The sequence below is a fragment of the Methylobacterium sp. C33D genome, assembly GCF_053345825.1.
The window spans coordinates 48,209-63,114 of sequence record NZ_JBKFAV010000001.1 but is presented as its reverse complement, the minus strand read 5'-3'; the positions used below and the strand labels follow the sequence as shown (position 1 = coordinate 63,114).

The window sequence follows — 14,906 nt, the reverse complement described above, 5'->3', positions numbered from 1 at the left end:
GCCCAATGAACGTCCTCCTGACCCGCATCGTCGGCCCGGCGCTGGGCCTCGCGATCCTCGCCGGTCCCGCACTGGCCCAGCCCAAGCCGGATCCGGACTGGCCCTGCGTCCAGCGCAAGGTCGCGACCCTGAGCCCCGGCCAGTTCTGGACCGGCCCCGACGTGGAGGCGGCCGGCGACTGGGGCAGCGACAACGACGCCGCCGTCCTGGCGCAGAAGATCGCGTCCCGCCGCACGGATCTCTCGCAGGTCGGACCGCTCCTCGACACGTTCGCGGAGAAGTTCGGATCCGACAAGGACGCGAAGGACAAGGCCCTGACGCGCGTCTACGCGGGCGTATTCGAGGTGCTGAACGGCGAGCGCAACAAGGTGGTCGGCGGCATCGCCCGCTACGCGCAGGGCCAGCGCCGGATGGCCGAGCGGATCCGCGACGAGGCCGACAAGATCAGCCAGGTGAAGGACGCGCCTAGTGCCTCCGACGCCACCGAGCTGCCGAAGGACCAGAATGAGCTGGAGACGAAGTTCGCCTGGGACCGCCGGATTTTCCAGGAGCGCAGCCAGTCGCTGACCTATGTCTGCGAGGTGCCGCAGCTGCTGGAGCAGCGGCTCGGCGAGATCGCGCGCCTGATTCAGGCACGGCTCTGACGGCGCGCCGGACGCGATTGCCAAATCATCCCGAGCGGATTGCCGGAACATCCCTAAGTGACTGAAATCTCTATCGAAACTGTTGCTGTTTAACCACGTGACGCGAGGTTCGGTCGATGCGGACCGGAAATGAAGCCGAAACTCGCCTCACGTGTTCTTGAACCGATTGTGCGCCATCCCCGCACCCGCCAAGAGAGACCCAAGCTCGGCAGTCACGAGCATGTGTTCGGGTTTGAGGGGGTTGGGAATGTCACTTCGGGCGCTTCGGAGCAGCCTGGTCGCGTCGGCGTCGGTTCTCGCCGGGACGGTTCTCCCGGCGGCGGTGCAGGCTCAGCAATCGGTGACGCTCGGCGAGATCAGCGTCGTCTCGACGTCGCCGGTCGGGTCCGGCGGCGGAAATTCGAGCCAGGCGCAGATCTTCAACGGGCCCGGCCCGGTGCCGCCAGCCGGTTCCGTTGGACCGAGCGCCGGGGTGCGGCTGCGCGGCTCCGAACAACCCCTCTACAAGATTCCCAGCACGGTGGAGTCGGTCACGGCGAGCGATCTCACGATCGATCGCGCCAGCGACAACCTGACCACGACGCTGGCCCGGCGCACCCCCGGCATCAACGTCTCGGACTCGCAGGGCAACAACAACCGCGTCGACATCACCTATCGCGGCTTCACGGCCTCCCCCGTGCAGGGCGTGCCGCAGGGGCTGGCCGTCTACCAGAACGGCGTGCGCATCAACGAGGCCTTCGGCGACGTCGTCAATTTCGACCTGATCCCGCCGCAGGCGATCCAGCGCATCGACGTCGTCACCGGCAACCCGGTCTTCGGCCTCAACGCGCTCGGCGGCGCGGTCAACATCCAGATGAAGAACGGCTTCACCTGGCAGGGCACCGAGATCTCGGCCTGGGGCGGCTCCGACGCGCGCACCGCAGGCTACCTCGAGTACGGCAAGGTCTCCGGTCCCTGGAGCTTCTACTTCACCGGCGACGGCCTGAACGACCGCGGCTGGCGCTACCAGAGCCCGAGCACGATCGGCCGCCTCTACGGTGATATCGGCTACCGCTCGCAGGATTCGGAGTTCCACCTGATCGGGCTCGCCGCCCGCAGCTTCTTCGGCGCCGCCGCGGCCACCCCGGTGGACTTCACCCACCGCGACCCGCGGGCGATCTTCACCTACCCGCAGACCACCACCACCGAGGTCGGCACGCTCCAGCTGACCGGCCGGGTCGACCTCTCGCCGACCTGGGATCTGGCCGGAAACGCCTATTTCCGCCGCTTCAGCCAGACCTACGTCGACGGCAACGACGGCAATTTCGAGAACTGCAGCACGCGCTCGAGCTTCCGCGGCAACCTCTGCTTCGAGGACGACGGATTCAGCCCGGCGGCCGGACAGTCGCAGCTCGCCTTCCGCAACCAGTTCCTGATCCTGGGTCAGCAGAACCAGCGCATCCCGTTCCGGGCCGGCATCCCGTACGGCACGCTGGACACGACCCGGACGGAAGCCACCGGCTTCGGCGGCTCGCTCCAGGCCGCGAACCGCGACCGGATCTTCGGCCTGTCCAACAGCTTCGTGGTCGGCGGCAGCATCGACGCGGCCAATTACGGGTTCAAGTCGTCCAGCACGCTCGGCGTCATCAACCCGGATCTGTCGATCACCACGAACCCGAGCAACCCGTTCTACGGCAACATCCCGGGCCTCGGCACGCCGCAGCTGCGGACCGCCGGCGCGCTCGGCATCGCGCCGAGCTCGGTCAACGGCTCCAACCTCTACATGGGCCTCTACACCCTCGACACGCTCGACGTGACCGACCGGCTGTCGCTGACCGCCGGTGCCCGACTCAACTTCGCGCGCATCCAGAGCGAGGACCTGACCGGCTTCTCGCCGGACGTGACCGGCACGCACTACTTCAACAAGATCAACCCGGTCGCCGGCCTGACCTACCGGTTCTTCGACGCGCTGAACCTCTACGGCAGCTACTCGGAGTCGAACCGCGCCCCGACCCCGCTGGAGCTGGCCTGCGCCAACCCGGACCGGCCGTGCCTGCTGCCGAACTCGCTGGTGGCGGACCCACCGCTCAAGCAGGTCACCGGGCGGACCTACGAGGTCGGCTTCCGCGGCCAGCTGCCGAACACCTATGACGGCGGCATCATCACCTACAAGATCGGCGCCTTCCGCACCGACCTCGCCAACGACATCCTGTCGTTGGCCACCCCCGGCAACACCGCCCGCGCCTACTTCGTCAACGTGCCGTCGACGCAGCGGCAGGGCATCGAGGTCGGCGGCGAGTACACGGCCGATTACCTGCGGGTCTACGCCAACTACGCGCTGGTCGACGCGACCTTCCAGTTCAACGGCACCCTGTCGTCGCCCAACAACCCGCTCGCGGATGACGGCGCGATCCAGGTCCGCAAGGGCAACGTCGTGCCGCTGGTGCCGACCCACCAGATCAAGGCCGGGTTCGACTATTTCGTCACGCCCAACTGGCAGTTCGGCCTCTATCTCCAGGCCTTCTCCTCGTCCTACTTCCGCGGCGACGAGTCGAACCTGAACCGCAAGCTGCCGCCCTACTACGTTCTGAACTTCCAGACGAAGTATCAGGTGACGAAGAACCTCGAGGTCTTCGGCCTCATCACCAACCTGACCAACAACCGCTACACGACGTTCGGCACCTATGCCGAGCCGGGCGCGGTGGCCGGCAACCTGCGGATCAGCGATCCGCGGACCACCACCTTGGCCCAGCCGTTCTCGGTCTACGCCGGTATCCGCTACGCCTTCGGCGCAGACCCGGTGCCGATGTCGCCGGAGCCGATCATCCGGAAGTACTGATCCGTACACGGAAACGAGAAGCGGGCGCCTCCCGCGGCCCGAGGGCCGCGCGGGGCGCCCGCCGCGTTTCGGAGCTGCCGCATGCGGCCTCCTGTCTCGGGAACGGGCCCGTTCGCCCGGCGTCTCCCCGGTACCCGCACCGCCGCCGCCCGCTCCTGCGTGAGCGGGCGGCGGCGGCCGCATCCCGACACCGTGGAGCCTCGTCCCGATGATCATGCGTTTCGCCGTTGCAGCCCTGGCCCTGGCGGCCGCGACGCCCGCCCTGGCGACCCCGTGCGCCGACGAGGTCGACACGCTGCAGCGGCGGCTCGACAGTGCCGGCGCCGCCTCGGTGACCGGCACGACCCCGCCCGGCGGCACCACGTCCTCCAACTCGCCCAAGGCGCTCGACACGCCGCCGGCTCTGACCAAGTCGGACGCCGCCGTGAAGCCCACCGCCGCGGGCGTGGAGGAAGCCAAGAAGCTGGTCGCTCAGGCGCGCCAGCAGGACAAGTCCGGGGACGCCCAGGGCTGCCGCGACACGATCATGAAGGCCAAGGAGAAGGCCGGCGCCCTGCCGTAGCGGAGCCCGCGGCCGGCACCGCCCCGGTGCCGGCCACACCGATCAGTAGGCGTTCTCGGTCTTGAACAGTGCGAACGGCGTCGTGAGCAGGATCTGCAGGTCGAGCAGCACCGACCAGTTCTCGATGTAGTAGAGGTCGTGCTCGACGCGCCGCTGGAGCTTCTCGGACGTGTCCGTCTCGCCGCGCCAGCCGTTGACCTGCGCCCAACCGGTGATGCCGGGCTTGACCTTGTGGCGGGCGAAGTAGCCGTCGACCACTTGGTCGTACAGGGTGTTGGCGGCTTTGGCCTGCAGCGCGTGCGGGCGCGGGCCGACCAGCGACAGGTCGCCCTTGAGCACGTTGAACAGCTGCGGCAGCTCGTCGAGCGAGGTCTTCCGGATGAACCGGCCGACCGGCGTCACGCGCGGATCGCCCCTGGTCACCATCCGGGCCGCGCCGGCGTCACACTGATCCACGTACATCGAGCGGAACTTGTAGACCTCGATCAGCTCGTTGTTGAAGCCGTGGCGCTTCTGCCGGAACAGCACCGGCCCGCGCGAGGTCAGCTTCACGGCGACGGCGATCGCCAGCATGAGCGGCGACAGCGCCAGCAGCATCATCAGGCCGACGCAGCGGTCGAACAGCGCCTTCACCACCACATCCCAATCGGCGATCGGACGGTCGAAGACGTCCAGCACCGGGACCGAGCCGAGATACGAGTAACTGCGCGGGCGCAGGCGCAGTTTGGCGGCGTGTGCCGAGAGCCGGATGTCGATCGGCAGCACCCAGAGCTTGGCGAGCATCTGGAGGATCCGCGCCTCCGCGGAGATCGGGATCGTGAAGACGATCAGGTCGAGCCGGGCATGCCGCGCGTAGGCGACGAGGTCGTCGACGTTGCCGAGTTTCGGGTGCCCCGCCACCACGTCCGAGGACCGATCGGCGTTGCGGTCGTCGAACACGCCGACGATGCGGATGCCGCTCTCGCTCTGCGTCTCCAGGGCGGCGATCAGGTCCTCCGCGGGCTGGCCGCCGCCCACGATCGCGGTGCGCCGGTCGAACCGCCCCGCCCGGGTCTGCGCGTCGATGATGCGGAAGAGGACGAAGCGCCCGACCAGCAGCGCAGCGAGGCCGGTGCCGAAGAAGGTCGCGAGCCAGAGGCGCGAGTAATGGTCGGCCACCTTGACCAGCACGAGGCCGGCGGCGACCATCAGGAAGGTCATCGACCACGCCGCGATCAGCCGGAGCGCGGTCTTGAAGAAGCTCCGGAAGGCGGCGATGCGGTAGCCGCCGGACGCCTGGATCAGCGTCACGGTGATGACCGCGATCGTGCCGATCGCGCCCGCGTAAGTCAGCCCGAACGGGACGCGGCTGCGGAGCATCAGGAGATGGAGCAACGCGCCCAGGCCGAAGATCAGCGTGCACTCGAGGGCGCGCACCAGCCCGGCCACCACGACGGGCGAGATCGCCGTCGGCCCGGGCGAAGCCGTCTCGGCGAGGGGCACGCTGCCCGCGGCCGGGGCCGAGGGCGCCTCCATCGGGACGGCGGCCTCCAGAAGATCGCGGATGTCGAACGCGCTCATCGATCGGCTCCCCCCGAGCCTTGCGGTCGCTGCCTCGGCGGAAGCTTGGCACGGGGCGTTGTGGGAACATTTAAGAGCGCGGGCGGCGTCGCCTTTTCCACCGCGGCGCACAGGCCCCCGCTCCGCTTCAGGCCGGTCTCGTCCTCAGGCGGTCCGGGCTCCGGCGATCGCCCGCGGCGCGGGATCGCGGCGCCCCGCGCGGGCCTCGAAGGCCGCGGCGTAGCCGGAGATCACCTCGCTGCCCATCCGCTCAAGGGAGAAGCGCTGGCGAATCGAGGCGCTCAGGCTCTGCGTCCGCGCGGCCAGGGCTTCCGGCGCGGCGTCGAGGACACACCGGATCCCTTCGGCGAGCGCGGCCACGTCCCGCGACGGGACGAGGTCGTGGGCTGCCGCGCCGAAGATCTCCGGGATGCCACCCACCCGGGTGGCGACCAGGGGCTGCGCCGCGGCGGCGGCCTCGAGCACGACGTAGGGCAGCGACTCCGCCAGCGACGGGACGACGAGGATGCGGCCGCGGGCCAGCACGGAGCGGATCGCCTGCGGCGGCTCGAACGCCACCGCATCGGCGAGGCCGAGGCGGACCACGGTCTCCCGAAGGATCTCGGCGTCCGGCCCGGAGCCGACCAGCAGCAGGCGCAGCACGCGGCCCTCGGACCGCAGCCGGGCCAGGGCCTCGAGCAGGTACGGCAGGCCCTTGGCCTCCCGCAGCTCGCCGACATAGAGCAGGTCGAATGGCTCGGCGACGCGGTCGAGCGGCGCGAACTCGGCCTCGGCGATGCCGTTGTGGACGATGCGCGTCACGCGCTCCGGGCCGCCGACGAAGCTCCTGTGGCGCCCGGCAACGTACTCGCTCTCGAACAGGAACGCGTCGGTGCGGCGGGCGAGCACCGCCTCGGCGCCCATGTAGAGGCGGTGCAGCGGGCTGCCCGGCCGATAATTGTAGCTCCCACCGTGCGGCGTGTAGGCGCGGATCGCCGGACCCGCGACGGCGAGCCGGGCATAGGCACCGCCCTTGGCGCCGTGCCCGTGCAGCACGTCCGCGCCGACCTCCGCGGCCCTCTGCGCCACGGCCCGGAGGCAGGACCAGTCCGACGGGTGCGGGTTCCGGCGCATCGGGATCCGGACCAGGCCGAGATCCAGGCTGGGCATCAGGTCGGCCAGAGCGCCCGCGGCGCGCTCACCGCCGGTGCTGGCGTCGCACACGAGGCCGACATGATGTCCCGCTTCCGCCTGAAGGCGGGCGAGGTCCATGACGTGCCGGAACAGGCCGCCCACCGGCGCCCGGAACACGTGCAGGATCCGGTAACGCGGCGCGATGCCAGAGTCGATCGTCTTCGGGACCACGGTCCAGCTCCCGGGAATATCAGTCCCCAGGTTGTGGTGCAGCCATGGTCGCGGGAAACTTAAAGCCGATTGCCGGCACTCGACCTTTTCTTCGGAACGGTAACCGGAGTTTTACGCGCGAGTTCGCAATCGATCGCGACACTACGTCATCGGCGAGCCGTTCAGGCTGGCCCAGATCGTCCCGTAGTGGCAGGCCGTGGCGGCGAGGACGAAGCCGTGCCAGATCGCGTTCTGGAAGGGCAGGGTCCGCCAGATGTGGAAGACGACCCCGATCGAGTAGAGGGCCCCGCCGATACCCAGGAGCCACAACGCCGTGGGCTGTAGCGCCGCGATCACCGATTCGTACGCGAGCAGCCCGCTCCAGCCGAGCAGCAGGTAGAGCCCGATCGACAGGCGATCGAACCGGCCCGGCAGGAACAGCTTCACGGCGATCCCGATCAGCGCCACGATCCAGATCATCGCCAGGAGCCCGTAGGCGCGCGGCCCCGACCCGACGAGGGCGACCAGCGGCGTGTAGGTCCCTGCGATCATCAGGTAGATCAGGGCGTGGTCGGCGCGGCGCAGGAGCCACTTGCGCGGGCTGACGGGGTAGAGATTGTAGACGGCGGAGACACCGAGCATCAGGAGGAGGGCGGTGGCGTAGACGACCACCGCGGCCCGCTCGCCGAGACCGAGATGCGCCGTGACGGCGGTCGCCACCAGGGCCACGGCGCCAGCGAAGCCGAGCACCACCCCGAGACCGTGGATCACGCCATCCGCCATGATCTCCCGCGGCGTGTAGTGCCAGGTCAGGGAGAGCGGTCGACCATCCTCCGCGAGAGACATCTTGAAGCCTCCTGCAACGCGTGCAGCTTAAAGCTTGAGAAGTCTTAGTCGTTCCATGTGCAGATTGCTGATGGGGAGTTATCCCAAGGTTCCACAAAAAGCGGTAAAAGTCTCGTGCGGCGCAGCGAGACCGCTGCACCGCACGAAAGCCTAGAGCCGGCCGGCGGCGAGCCCTTCGAAGCCCAGAGGCGGCTCGGCGGCGGCGCGTTCGATCAAGCCGGATCCACGGCTGAGCCGGGCATGGACCGTGGCCATCGTCAGCACCGCCATGGCAAGCACTTGATGTGCCAGCGCGGCCCAGAGCGGCACCGCGAGGAGCAGCGTCGCGATCCCCAGGGCCATCTGCGCGAGGACGAGGATCACGACCCCAGTGGCCCGTCCGGCCTCGCTCCGCGGGCCGGTGAGCCGGGCGTCGACGGCGTGCAGCACCGCCACGACGAACACCAGATAGGCCGTCAGCCGGTGGTCGAACTGAACCAGGGCGTGGTTGTCGACGAAATTCTCGATCCAGGGCCGGATCGCGAACAGGCTGTCCAGCGGCGGGACGAGCTGGCCGTCCATGGTCGGCCACGTGTTGTAGACGAGACCGGCGTGCGAGCCGGCGACGAGGCCGCCGAGAAAGATCTGCACCAGGACCAGGATCGGCAGCAGCAGGGCCGTTACCCGCAGGCGGGCCGGAGCCGGGGCCAGGACGCCGCGGCGCTCGCCCGCGGCCAGCCAGACCAGCCCGGCCAGGATCAGGCTCGCGGTCGTCAGGTGCAGCGCGAGCTTGAGCGGCGCCACCGCCGTCATGCCCGGTTGGAGGCCCGAGGCGACCATGATCCAGCCGATGGCGCCCTGGAGGCCGCCGAGCACGCCGAGGCCGAGCAGGCCGAGGCCGAGGCGCCGGCTGATCCGGCCCTGCCACCAGAACACGAGCAGCGGCAGGAAGAACACGAGGCCGATCACCCGCCCGAGCAGGCGATGGCCCCACTCCCAGCCGTACAGCACCTTGAAGGCGGACAACCCCATGCCCTGGTTGAGGATGCTGTACTGCGGCGTGTCCCTGTACTTGGCGAATTCGGCAGCCCAGTCGGCCTCGGTGAGCGGCGGGATCGCGCCCGTGACGGGACGCCACTCGGTGATCGACAGGCCGGACCCGGTCAGCCGCGTCGCACCGCCGACCGCCACCATGGCGACCACCAGGGCCGCGACCACGTAGAGCCAGGTTCGCACCGCCCCCGACCGCCGGTCGCCCGCGCCACTCATGTCCATGCACGTCCCTTCCGCGGGTGCCGGGATGCCCCCGCCGTGCCCGGGTTAGGGGATGTCCGACCGGCCAGCAACGGCGCCGGCGCCGCAGCCCGCGTCAGCGGGCGCGTTGCCAACCGGATCCCGGAACGGTAGCCGTCCCCCGTCCGCGCCCGCAGCGCCGGCCACCAGGCCTGGGGCGCGAACGAGGGGCACAGTCCGGGAACAGGGTCCAGGAACACAGCCATGCGCCGCCGCACCCGGACCCTGATCGGCACTCTCGCCATCCTGGCCTTCGTCTGCCTCTACGGCCCGCTGGCCATGACCCTGGCCGACAGCCGCATCTCGGAGACACCGGCGGCGGTTCAGGCGGTGATCTACTCGATCCTCGGCATCGCGTGGATCTTCCCGCTGATGCCGCTGATCCGGTGGATGGAGCGGCCTGATCGCTGAGGTCAACCCTCGATTTCGCCGCACTCGAGGATCACAAGCCTGCCGTCCCCGCTCGAGACCCCCTCCGTGCACCGCCCGACACTCTGCCTCAAGCCGCTGGCCGCCCTCGTCGTGCTGCTCGCGCCCCTTCCGGCCCTGGCGCAGGGGACACCGCGCTCCATCGGGGAATGCGAGCGCCTCAAGAACGACCTCGCCTACAATCAGTGTCTCGCGATGTTCGGCCCGGCGGCCAAGAATGTCGCCGGTGGCTACGCCTCGGCCGACACGACGGTCGCCGCGGCGGCAACGCCCGCGGCCGCCATGGCCGAGCCGATCCCGCAGGTGGAGGAGACGGTCGAGGCGAGCACCAGCCGGAGGCGGCGTTACCGGTCCGCGCGCGGCCGGCAATACGCCTCGTTCTCGACCGGCTACCGGCACCGGCGTCGGCGCTAGCACCGACGTTCAGGGCTTCCGGACCTGGCCGGGTTCCGGAGCTTCGAGGGCCTCGAGAACGCGCGCACCCGGCACAGAGCCGTCGCCGGGCCAGACGTTCCAGTCGGCGACCTGATCGAGGGCGTCTGCGAGGCGGCGCTTGTAGACGTGGCGCGGCACCTCCTCGGCACCGAACTGCGTCAGGTGATCGGTGACGAACTGGGTGTCGGCGAGCCGGTAGCGTCCGGCCCGCAAGCGGGCCATGAGGTGGACAAGGGCGACCTTCGAGGCGTCGCGGACCTCGTGGAACATGCTCTCGCCGAAGAAGGCCGCCCCCAGCGAGACACCGTAGAGGCCGCCGACGAGCCGTCCGTCCGCGCCCGCGTAGACCTCGACCGTGTGGACATGGCCGATGTCGAACAGGGCGCCGTAGAGCTCGCGGATCCGCCCGTTGATCCAGGTGCGCTCGCTGTCCCGGCGGGGCGCCGCGCAGCCGTCGATCACGCCGTCGAAATCGGTGTCGCAGCGGACCAAGAACTGGTCGGACCGCACTGTCCGGGCGAGGCGCCGGGGAACGCGGAACGCGTCGAGGGGCAGCACGCCGCGCGCCTTGGGCTCGACCCAGTACAGCGTCGGGTCGTCGGCATCCTCCGCCATCGGGAAGATGCCCGCCGCGTAGGCCTTCAGCAGGATCTCGGGGGTGATGTCCACGCGGGCGGTGTCGTGCATGCCGTGAGTGTCGCGCGCAGCCGGCACGAAGACCAGATCCCGCGCGCGCCGCTCTCGCCGCAGCCCCGCCCGGGTCCGATCAGGCTTTCATGCCGCCGTCGTCCAGGAAATGCTCCAGCCAGTGGATGTCGTAAAGGCCGTTCTGCACGTCCGGGTTACGGACGAGCGTGCGGAACAGCGGGAGCGTCGTGTCGATCCCGTCGATGACGAACTCGTCCAGGGCGCGCCGCAACCGCATGAGGCACTCGTTGCGGGTCCGGCCGTGGACGATCAGCTTCCCGATCAGCGAGTCGTAGTTCGGCGGGATCCGGTAGCCCTGGAACGCCGCCGAATCGACGCGGACCCCGAGGCCGCCGGGCGTGTGGTAGTGGGTGATCTCGCCCGGCGACGGCCGGAAGGTCTCCGGGTGCTCGGCGTTGATCCGGCACTCGATGGCGTGGCCCTCGACCTTGATGTCCGCCTGGCTCACCGAGAGCGGTCCGCCCGAGGCGACCTGGATCTGCTCGATGACGAGGTCGATCCCGGTGATCATCTCGGTCACCGGGTGCTCGACCTGGATGCGAGTGTTCATCTCGATGAAGTAGAACCGCCCATCCTCGTAGAGGAACTCGATCGTCCCGGCGCCGAGATAGCCGAGTTCCTTCATCGCGTTGGCGCAGATGCCGCCGATCTCGGCGCGCATCGACTCGTTGAGCGCCGGCGAGCCGCCCTCCTCCCAGACCTTCTGGTGGCGGCGCTGGAGGGAGCAGTCGCGCTCGGCGAGATGCACGGCGCCGCCGCGGCCGTCGCCCAGCACCTGCACCTCGATGTGCCGGGGCTTCTCCAGGTACTTCTCGAGATAGACCGCGTCGTCGCCGAAGGCGGCCTTGGCCTCGGACTTGGCCATGCCGATCGCCTGCTCCAGCTCGGCCTCGGAGCGCGCCACCTTCATGCCGCGGCCGCCGCCCCCGGCCGCGGCCTTGACGAGCACGGGATAGCCGATACCGGCGGCCACGCGCTTGGCGGTGTCGATGTCGTCGACGCCGCCCTCGGAGCCCGGCACGCAGGGGATGCCGAGCTTCAGCGCCGTGCGCTTCGCCTCGATCTTGTCGCCCATGGTGCGGATGTGCTGCGCCTTGGGGCCGATGAAGCCGATCTGGTGATGGGCCAGCACCTCGGCGAAGCGGGCATTCTCCGACAGGAAGCCGTAGCCGGGATGCACGGCGTCGGCCCCGGTGATCTCGCAGGCCGCGATGATCGACGGGATGTTGAGATAGCTGTCGCGGGCGGCCGGCGGCCCGATGCAGACGCTCTCGTCGGCGAGGCGAACGTGCATGGCATCGGCGTCGGCTGTGGAGTGGACCGCCACGGTGGCGATCCCGAGCTCCTTCGCCGCCCGCAGGATGCGCAGGGCGATCTCGCCGCGGTTCGCGATCAGGATCTTGTCGAACATCGGTCCCGTTAGGGCCTCCTGGCGATCCCGGACCGCGCAGGATGCTCTATCCTCTCGTGTTGCGGCGTCGTCCGGGACTGGGCGGCGAGCGCCCGGCGGACGTCCTAGGTGATGACGAGCAGGGCCTCGCCGAACTCGACTGGCTGGCCGTCCTCGACGAAGATGGCGCTGATCGTGCCGGCGCGGGGCGCCACGATCTCGTTGAAGGTCTTCATCGCCTCGATGAGCAGCAGCTTGTCGCCGACCTCGACCTTCGAGCCGACTTCCACGAACGCCTTGGCGTCGGGCGAGGGCCGGAGATAGGCGGTCCCGACCATCGGGGAGGGCACGGTGCCGGGCTGCGCGCGGGCGGGCTCGGCCGGGGCGAGGGGGGACGACGCGGCGGGCGCCGCCGGGGGAGGGGCGACGGCCGCGAGGGGCGCCGGCGCCGCGACCTGCACGCTCACGGGTTCGAGCCGCCGCGCGACACGGATGCGGAGGTCGCCCTTCTCGACCTCGATCTCGGACAGGCCGGTCTCGGTCACGAGGTTGGCGAGCTCGCGCACGAGCTCGGGATCGATGGCGTCGTTCTTTGGCATCCGGCCTACTTCGTCTCGCGGCACGTCGGTGCGTCCATCCGGGCTCGGCCCTGGACCCCCACCGCGGCCCTGCGGCTGGCGGCTCTTAGACGAAGGCGCCCCGGCGCGACAAGGCTGCGCGGAACGCCTTCGGGGTCCGTCGGCCCGATCCGTCAGCTCAGCAGGAGGCGTGGCCGCACTGGCGCACGTCGGCGATGGTCTTGCGCATGGGCTCGACGCCGACGGCGCCGGGGATCACCTCGTCGCCGATGATGAAGGCCGGCGTGCCCGAAAGGCCCAGGCGGTCGCCGAGGCCGCGGTTCTCGCTGAGCGCGGCCTTCACCTCGGGGGAGGCCATGTCCTTCTGCAGCTTGGCGGTGTCGACGCCCATGTCCTTGGCGACCTGGATCGCCCGGGCGCCGTTCACCCGACCCTTGGTCTCCAGGAGCTTCTGGTGGAACTCGAAGAGCTTGTCGCCCTTCAGCTGCTGGCGCACCGCGACGGCGACCTGGCTGGCCTCCAGCGATTCCGGTCCGAGCACCGGGAAGTCCTTGATGACGACCCGCAGCTTCGGGTCGGACTTGATCAGCGCCTGGACGTCGCCCAGCGCCTTGCGGCAGTAGCCGCAATTGTAGTCGAAGAACTCGACCAGCGTGACGTCGCCCGACGGATTGCCGGCGACGACGTCGTGGGGACCGTTGACGAGGGCCTCGCGCGACTCCTTGAGGGCTGCGGCCTGGGCGAGGCGCTGCGTCTCGGCCTGCTGCTTCTCGGCCTCCGCGAGGGCCTCCTGGAGCACCTCGGGATGCTTGATCAGGTAGTCCTTGACGATCGCCTCGATGCCGGCGCGCTGCGCGTCCGTGAACGGCGCGGCGGGGGGCGTCGCGGTCTGCGCCAGGGCGGGAGCGGCGACGAGGCCGAGCGCCAGGACCAGCGCGGGCAGGGGTCGGGTGAAGGGCATAGATCCTCGCTTGCGCGGCGGGCCGGCCCGCGCGTGGCGCGAGCGGTAGGGGCTGGGTTAGGCGTTTTCGCGGCGTCCGGTCAAATCCTCGCGGCCGCCGCGGCGAGCGGCGGCGCGGCGTGCACCGATCGGCGCGCGGCGGAGCCCGGCCGCGGCTTGAGGCACGGCCTGCGAGCGTCTACCCCCGGGACGCCAGCTTCGTCCGGCGCAGAGCAGACCTCCATGATCCCGATCTCCCGGCGCGCCGCCGCCGTCCAGCCGTTCCTCGCGATGGATGTCATGGCCGCCGCCGCCGCCAAGGCGCGGGCCGGCGACCAGATCGTGCGGATGGAAGTCGGCCAGCCGTCGGCGCCGGCGCCCCGGGCGGTCATCGCGGCGGCGCAGGCGGCGCTCGCCACGGGCCGCGTGCCCTACACCGAAGCCCTGGGCCTTCCGTCCCTGCGCGAACGGATCGCCCGCGACTACGCGGAGCGGCACGGCGTCGCGGTGAGCCCGGAGCGGGTGGTGATCACCACCGGATCCTCGGCCGGCTTCGTGCTGGCCTTCATGAGCCTGTTCGATTCCGGCGCCCGGGTCGCCGTGCCGCAGCCGGGCTATCCGGCCTATCGCAGCATCCTGGCCGCCCTCGACCTCGTGCCGGCGCCGATGGTGCTGCGCGCCGAGGACCGCTTCGCGCCGACAGCCGCGCTGCTGCGCGAGACCCACGCCCGGGCGCCGGTCGCCGGGGCGCTGGTGATGAGCCCGGCCAACCCGTCCGGCACGGTGATCACGGAGGGCGCCCTGCGGGATCTCTGCGCGGCGACGCGCGGCCTCGGCCTGCCGCTGATCTCCGACGAGATCTATCACGGCCTGAGCTACGGCGAGCCGACCGTCACGGCCCTGCGCTTCGACCCCGACGCCGTCGTGATCAACTCGTTCTCCAAGTATCACTGCATGACCGGCTGGCGCGTCGGGTGGATGGTCGTGCCCGAGGCACTGGTCCGCCCGATCGAGCGGCTGGCGCAGAATCTCTACATCTCGGCGCCGTACCTGTCGCAGGTCGGCGCCCTGGCGGCCTTCGACGCAACGGACGAGCTCGACGCCGTTCGCGACGGCTACGCGCGCAACCGCGCGATCCTCCTGGACGCGCTGCCGGGCCTCGGCCTCGGCCGCGTGCACCCGGCCGACGGCGCCTTCTACCTCTACGCGGACGTCTCGAACCTCACCAACGACGCCTCGGACTTCTGCCGGCGGATGCTCGACGAGGCCCACGTCGCGGCAACCCCCGGCCTCGACTTCGACCCGGACGAGGGCAACCACCACGTCCGCTTCTCCTTCGCGGGCTCGGAGACCGAGTGCCGCGAGGCGGCGGCGCGGCTGAAGGCGTGGCTGCGCTGATCG

Annotated in this window: 14 protein-coding genes; 6 read left to right on the top strand and 8 right to left on the bottom strand. The window is 70.3% G+C overall.

Annotated elements, in window-relative coordinates; all coding sequences use genetic code 11:
- Positions 1–5 precede the first annotated feature (5 nt).
- The 3 genes from ACLBXO_RS00350 (at position 6) to ACLBXO_RS00340 (ending at position 4,024) form a co-directional block, all read left to right on the top strand.
- Positions 6–644 (top strand): hypothetical protein, encoded by a 639-nt coding sequence (locus ACLBXO_RS00350; protein ID WP_331318093.1) that lies wholly within the window; start codon positions 6–8, stop codon positions 642–644.
- A 247-nt stretch (positions 645–891) separates the two neighbouring features.
- Positions 892–3,462 carry a TonB-dependent receptor gene (locus ACLBXO_RS00345; RefSeq protein WP_331318094.1) on the top strand — a complete coding sequence of 857 codons (2,571 nt, stop codon included), beginning with the start codon at positions 892–894 and terminating at the stop codon, positions 3,460–3,462.
- A gap of 208 nt (positions 3,463–3,670) precedes the next feature.
- Positions 3,671–4,024 (top strand): hypothetical protein, encoded by a 354-nt coding sequence (locus ACLBXO_RS00340; RefSeq protein ID WP_331318096.1) that lies wholly within the window; start codon positions 3,671–3,673, stop codon positions 4,022–4,024.
- Positions 4,025–4,066: 42 nt separating this feature from the next.
- Here ACLBXO_RS00340 and ACLBXO_RS00335 read toward each other — a convergent pair whose 3' ends face one another.
- From ACLBXO_RS00335 to ACLBXO_RS00320, 4 genes are all read right to left on the bottom strand, one after another.
- Positions 4,067–5,584, bottom strand: a complete 1,518-nt coding sequence (locus ACLBXO_RS00335) for an undecaprenyl-phosphate glucose phosphotransferase (RefSeq protein WP_331318098.1) — start codon at positions 5,582–5,584, stop codon at positions 4,067–4,069.
- 144 nt (positions 5,585–5,728) lie between these two features.
- Positions 5,729–6,928 carry a glycosyltransferase family 4 protein gene (locus ACLBXO_RS00330; protein WP_331318100.1) on the bottom strand — a complete coding sequence of 400 codons (1,200 nt, stop codon included), beginning with the start codon at positions 6,926–6,928 and terminating at the stop codon, positions 5,729–5,731.
- Between the two features lie 141 nt (positions 6,929–7,069).
- Positions 7,070–7,753, bottom strand: a complete 684-nt coding sequence (trhA, locus tag ACLBXO_RS00325) for a PAQR family membrane homeostasis protein TrhA (protein ID WP_331318102.1) — start codon at positions 7,751–7,753, stop codon at positions 7,070–7,072.
- Between the two features lie 150 nt (positions 7,754–7,903).
- Positions 7,904–9,007 carry a COX15/CtaA family protein gene (locus ACLBXO_RS00320; RefSeq protein ID WP_447684132.1) on the bottom strand — a complete coding sequence of 368 codons (1,104 nt, stop codon included), beginning with the start codon at positions 9,005–9,007 and terminating at the stop codon, positions 7,904–7,906.
- 222 nt (positions 9,008–9,229) lie between these two features.
- Between ACLBXO_RS00320 and ACLBXO_RS00315 the strand changes: the two genes are divergently transcribed.
- Together ACLBXO_RS00315 and ACLBXO_RS00310 are read left to right on the top strand one after the other, a co-directional pair.
- Positions 9,230–9,436 (top strand): DUF2842 domain-containing protein, encoded by a 207-nt coding sequence (locus tag ACLBXO_RS00315; RefSeq protein ID WP_331318106.1) that lies wholly within the window; start codon positions 9,230–9,232, stop codon positions 9,434–9,436.
- A gap of 66 nt (positions 9,437–9,502) precedes the next feature.
- On the top strand, positions 9,503–9,868 hold the full coding sequence (locus tag ACLBXO_RS00310) for a hypothetical protein (protein WP_331318108.1): 366 nt from the start codon (positions 9,503–9,505) through the stop codon (positions 9,866–9,868).
- Between the two features lie 9 nt (positions 9,869–9,877).
- Here ACLBXO_RS00310 and aat read toward each other — a convergent pair whose 3' ends face one another.
- From aat to ACLBXO_RS00290, 4 genes are all read right to left on the bottom strand, one after another.
- Positions 9,878–10,576, bottom strand: coding sequence for a leucyl/phenylalanyl-tRNA--protein transferase (gene aat, locus ACLBXO_RS00305; protein ID WP_447684131.1), 699 nt, complete (start codon positions 10,574–10,576; stop codon positions 9,878–9,880).
- Between the two features lie 79 nt (positions 10,577–10,655).
- Positions 10,656–12,008: an acetyl-CoA carboxylase biotin carboxylase subunit gene (accC, locus tag ACLBXO_RS00300; RefSeq protein WP_331318112.1), complete on the bottom strand. Its 1,353-nt coding sequence runs from the start codon at positions 12,006–12,008 to the stop codon at positions 10,656–10,658.
- A 104-nt stretch (positions 12,009–12,112) separates the two neighbouring features.
- The gene (accB, locus tag ACLBXO_RS00295; protein WP_331318113.1) at positions 12,113–12,586 is read right to left on the bottom strand and encodes an acetyl-CoA carboxylase biotin carboxyl carrier protein; all 474 of its coding nucleotides are present in this window, start codon (positions 12,584–12,586) and stop codon (positions 12,113–12,115) included.
- 157 nt (positions 12,587–12,743) lie between these two features.
- Positions 12,744–13,526, bottom strand: coding sequence for a DsbA family protein (locus ACLBXO_RS00290; RefSeq protein WP_331318114.1), 783 nt, complete (start codon positions 13,524–13,526; stop codon positions 12,744–12,746).
- Between the two features lie 222 nt (positions 13,527–13,748).
- Between ACLBXO_RS00290 and ACLBXO_RS00285 the strand changes: the two genes are divergently transcribed.
- Positions 13,749–14,903, top strand: coding sequence for a pyridoxal phosphate-dependent aminotransferase (locus ACLBXO_RS00285; RefSeq protein WP_447684130.1), 1,155 nt, complete (start codon positions 13,749–13,751; stop codon positions 14,901–14,903).
- Positions 14,904–14,906 lie beyond the last annotated feature (3 nt).

Excerpts from the sequence above, each read along its gene's own strand:
- ACLBXO_RS00340 (WP_331318096.1), top strand. The coding sequence starts at position 3,671 with ATGATCATGCGTTTCGCCGTTGCAGCCCTGGCCCTGGCGGCCGCGACG.
- ACLBXO_RS00335 (WP_331318098.1), bottom strand. The coding sequence starts at position 5,584 with ATGAGCGCGTTCGACATCCGCGATCTTCTGGAGGCCGCCGTCCCGATG.
- accB (WP_331318113.1), bottom strand. The coding sequence starts at position 12,586 with ATGCCAAAGAACGACGCCATCGATCCCGAGCTCGTGCGCGAGCTCGCC.
- aat (WP_447684131.1), bottom strand. The coding sequence starts at position 10,576 with ATGCACGACACCGCCCGCGTGGACATCACCCCCGAGATCCTGCTGAAG.
- ACLBXO_RS00345 (WP_331318094.1), top strand. The coding sequence starts at position 892 with ATGTCACTTCGGGCGCTTCGGAGCAGCCTGGTCGCGTCGGCGTCGGTT.
- ACLBXO_RS00320 (WP_447684132.1), bottom strand. The coding sequence starts at position 9,007 with ATGGACATGAGTGGCGCGGGCGACCGGCGGTCGGGGGCGGTGCGAACC.
- accC (WP_331318112.1), bottom strand. The coding sequence starts at position 12,008 with ATGTTCGACAAGATCCTGATCGCGAACCGCGGCGAGATCGCCCTGCGC.
- ACLBXO_RS00285 (WP_447684130.1), top strand. The coding sequence starts at position 13,749 with ATGATCCCGATCTCCCGGCGCGCCGCCGCCGTCCAGCCGTTCCTCGCG.
- ACLBXO_RS00315 (WP_331318106.1), top strand. The coding sequence starts at position 9,230 with ATGCGCCGCCGCACCCGGACCCTGATCGGCACTCTCGCCATCCTGGCC.
- ACLBXO_RS00290 (WP_331318114.1), bottom strand. The coding sequence starts at position 13,526 with ATGCCCTTCACCCGACCCCTGCCCGCGCTGGTCCTGGCGCTCGGCCTC.
- ACLBXO_RS00350 (WP_331318093.1), top strand. The coding sequence starts at position 6 with ATGAACGTCCTCCTGACCCGCATCGTCGGCCCGGCGCTGGGCCTCGCG.
- trhA (WP_331318102.1), bottom strand. The coding sequence starts at position 7,753 with ATGTCTCTCGCGGAGGATGGTCGACCGCTCTCCCTGACCTGGCACTAC.